The organism is Kitasatospora sp. NPDC093102 (assembly GCF_040683915.1).
Taxonomy (GTDB): domain Bacteria; phylum Actinomycetota; class Actinomycetes; order Streptomycetales; family Streptomycetaceae; genus Kitasatospora.
Genome location: NZ_JBFBFA010000122.1, coordinates 1 through 3,388, shown reverse-complemented (window position 1 = coordinate 3,388; position 3,388 = coordinate 1). Strand labels below are relative to the sequence as shown.

Annotated in this window: 3 protein-coding genes; all 3 read right to left on the bottom strand. The window is 70.2% G+C overall.

Translation table 11 applies throughout. The features are described 5' to 3' along the window. Positions 1-126: 126 nt before the first annotated feature. The gene (locus tag AB0O11_RS39205; protein WP_363397374.1) at positions 127-1,407 is read right to left on the bottom strand and encodes a cytochrome P450; all 1,281 of its coding nucleotides are present in this window, start codon (positions 1,405-1,407) and stop codon (positions 127-129) included. Next, complete coding sequence (locus AB0O11_RS39200) at positions 1,404-2,150, bottom strand: alpha/beta fold hydrolase (RefSeq protein ID WP_363397371.1); 747 nt, start codon at positions 2,148-2,150, stop codon at positions 1,404-1,406. Before AB0O11_RS39200 ends, AB0O11_RS39205 begins: the two co-directional genes overlap by 4 nt. 10 nt (positions 2,151-2,160) lie before the next feature. Beyond that, the coding region (locus tag AB0O11_RS39195; RefSeq protein ID WP_363397368.1) for an alpha/beta fold hydrolase at positions 2,161-3,388 on the bottom strand (1,228 nt) is incomplete at its 5' end.

Genomic DNA, 3,388 nt, shown 5'->3' with positions numbered 1-3,388 from the left:
CTCGACGACCTGGCACTCCAGGCGCAGGAGGACGTACGCCAGAGCCAGGAGAGCCTGCGCTGGAACACCCGGTGCATCGTCCACGGACAACAGAACAGGCGCCTCAGGTGTGTTGCCGTCAGTTCCTCACAGGCGCACAGGGAACGAGGTGAGCAGCCGGGCACCTCCGGGGATGACCTCGCGGTACTTCAGTTCGCTGCGGCGCACGGCGACCTCCAGGCCCTCGTGCCGGATCAGCAGGTGGTCGAGGGCCACCTCGCCCTCGAGGTTGGCCAGTGCCGCGCCGATGCAGCGGTGCGGCCCCGATCCGAAGGAGAGGTGGCTCTCCCCGGGCTTCACCACCCGTTCCACGTCGCACTGTTCGGGCCGGGGGAAGAAGCGCGGGTCGAAGTTGGCGGAGTGGAGGGAGCCCGTGAGGATGTCGCCCTGGCAGATCGGGATGCCGGCGACCTCCATGTCCTCGGTTGCGTACCGCGGCCCGGCGTTCGGGATGGAGGGCGCGATCCGCATCAGCTCCTCCACAGCGTGCGGCAGTGCCTCCGGCCTGGCCCGGATCAGGGCCAGCTGGTCCGGGTTGTCCTCCAGGATGAGGACCGCGTTGAGGATGAAGTCGTTCATGGCGTGGTAGGCGGCGTTCACCAGGTTCACCACCAGGGAGGTGATGTCGGCCTCGCTGAGCCGGTCGCCGTCCGCGTTCACCGCGTGCACCAGGGTGGAGATCGTGTCGTCCGCCGGCTCGGCCCGACGCCGCTCGATGAGCTGCCTGGTGTACCCGGACAGGCCCTGGAGGCTCGCGGTGAAGTCGGCGTTGGCGTTGGCGTACTCGCTCATCCACCGCTGGATCTGCGGCCGGTCGGCCTCGTCGATCCCGATGAGTTCACAGATGACCCCGCTGGTGAGCGGTGCGGCGTACTCGTGGAGGAGGTCGCCGGAGCCCTTCCGGACCAGGGCGGCGAGGAGCGGGGCGGACATCTCCTCGATGCGCGGCCGCAGCGCCTTGATCCGCCGGAGGGTGAACGCCGGCGCGAGGAAGCGCCGCAGCCGGGCGTGGCTCTGGCCGTCCTCCAGGGCCAGGTTCGCCCCGAAGGAGTCGCGCAGCTCGTCCGAGAGGTCGAGGGCGGCGATCATCTGCTCCGTGATGCTGGGCCCCTCGTGGCCCGGCACCCTGGTCACGTCCACGACGAACCGGGGGTCGCTCAGCACCGCCCGGATCTCCTCGCTGCGTGTCATCAGCCACACCCGCTGCCCGCCGGGGTACCCGACGCGCACCAACGGGGCCTTCTCCCGCAGCCGGGCGAGGGCCCCGACGGGGTCCTCCTCGAATTCGGGGGACAGCAGGCTGACGGCCTGCTCGTCCGGGCCCGTCCCCGAGGCCTCGCCGGAGGACCGACGGCTCGGCTCGTTCATGCGTCCGCTCCCTTCCGTTCCGCTTCGATCAGTTCGAGCACCTCCCGGCCGCTGTCGACCAGGTACATGTGATCGCCGGGGAGCTCCCGGTAGCTGAACCCGCCCGTGGTCGCCTTCCGCCACTCCTGGGCCTGCTCCGCTCCGACCAGGCCGTCCGAGCCTCCCCGCAGCGAACAGACCGGCACCGAGAGCGGTTCGTCGGTGCTCGGTACGTAGTTCTCGTGCATCTCGCAGTCGGCCCGCAGCACGGGGAGGATCAGTTCACGCATCTCCGGGTGGTCGAGGGCCTCGTGCCGGAATCCCGCGAACTCCTCGACCCGGGCGAGGAACTCCTCCTCCGGAAGGCCCGTCGCCCGCCGTTCGCGCTGTGTCCGTGGTCCCGGCGAGCCGCTGACGACCAGCCGTTCGACGTGCACACCGCGCGCGCCCAGCAGGTGGGCGAACTCGTACGCGAGTACCGCGCCCAGGCTGTGCCCGAACAGCACGACCCGTTCGCCCTCGTCGAGGTCCGCGACGAGGGCGTCGACGCAGTTCCGGGCCGCCTCGACCGCGTTCCGGTACGGCGTCTCCAGGATTCGCCGCTCCCTGCCGGGCAGTTCCACCGGGACCACTCGCCACCGGCCGGCGGACAGCGCCCGCCAGGGGTGGAAGAACGAGGGTCCCGCCCCCGCGAACGGCACGCACACCAGCGCTGTCCGTTCCCCGCCGTCCGCGGAGGCTGCGGATTCCATCACCTTGCTCATCCCCCGATCCTCAGTCCAGCCGGCGCGCGATGACCTGCATGATCTGGCCTGCGGCCTTGGGCATGTGCATGTACTCGTGCGTGGCGTCCACGTCGAACTCCTCGATGGCACCGAGGACGTGCGCCCGCCAGTGGGGTGCGTACGAGCCCCAGTCCTTGCCGAGCTTGGCATGGAAGTACAGCATGTCGCCGCCGTAGACCGGGGAGTCGAACTCCTTCATCAGGGTCCGGTTGTTGGCCCCCACCTTCCCCATGGTGTCCAGGAGGTCGTCCAGGTTCCCCGTGTTGATGAACTCGCCGAGGAACTCCGCGATCTCCTTCCGGAAGGCCGTCGCCTCCCCACCGGCCAGGTCCTTGAACCCGGCCGAGGGCATGGCGTCCAGGACCGCCATGATGCCGACCTGCTGCCCGCGTCGTTCCAGGGCCTCCGCGAGGGCGTGCACGATCGGGCCGCCGAAGGACCAGCCGACCAGGTTGTAGGGCCCTTCCGGCTGGGTCTCGAGTATCCGGGCCAGGTAGTCGTCGACCATCGCCTGGACCGACGCTGCGACCGGGTCCGTGCCGTTCCAGCCGCGGGACTGCAGGGCGTAGGCCGCCCGGTCCCGCACGTACGGCGCGAAGGCGAAGAACACCCAGCCCAGCCCGCCCCCGCCGTGGACGAACCACACCGGCGACTTGCCCGTACCGGGATCGTCGTGCAGGGGCAGTACGACCGCGTACGGGTCGACGTGTTCGTCGGGAATGCCGCCGGTGAGCACCAGTGCGGCCAGCTCGGCCACGGTGGGGTACCTGATGATCGTCCGCACGGGCATGTCGACACCGAACTGCTTGCGGATCCGGGCGCTGAGCCGGGTGGCCAGGAGGGAGTGTCCGCCGAGCACGAAGAAGTCGTCCTCGATGCCGACCTTCTCCGTGCCGAGCAGTTCACTGAAGAGCGCGCACAGCTTCTCCTCGTGGGAGTTGCGCGGTTCCCCGCTGCCCGGACCGGTCTCGTACTCCGACGGCAGCGACTGCCGGTCGATCTTGCCCGCCGCGGTCAGCGGGAGATCCGCGAGCGGCACCACCACGGCCGGGACCATGTACTGGGGCAGCCGCTCGCGCACGTACTCGGGCAGCTCGGCGACCTGGACGTCGGCGTCCTGTTCCGGCACCACGTAGGCGACCAGGCGCTGGTCTCCGTGCTCGTTCTCCCGCACGACCACCACGGCCTGCGCGACGCCCGGGTGCCCGGCCAGCACC

Bases quoted from the DNA above. Each gene is read 5' to 3' on its own strand.
- AB0O11_RS39205 (WP_363397374.1), bottom strand. From the start codon at position 1,407: ATGAACGAGCCGAGCCGTCGGTCCTCCGGCGAGGCCTCGGGGACGGGC.
- AB0O11_RS39200 (WP_363397371.1), bottom strand. From the start codon at position 2,150: ATGAGCAAGGTGATGGAATCCGCAGCCTCCGCGGACGGCGGGGAACGG.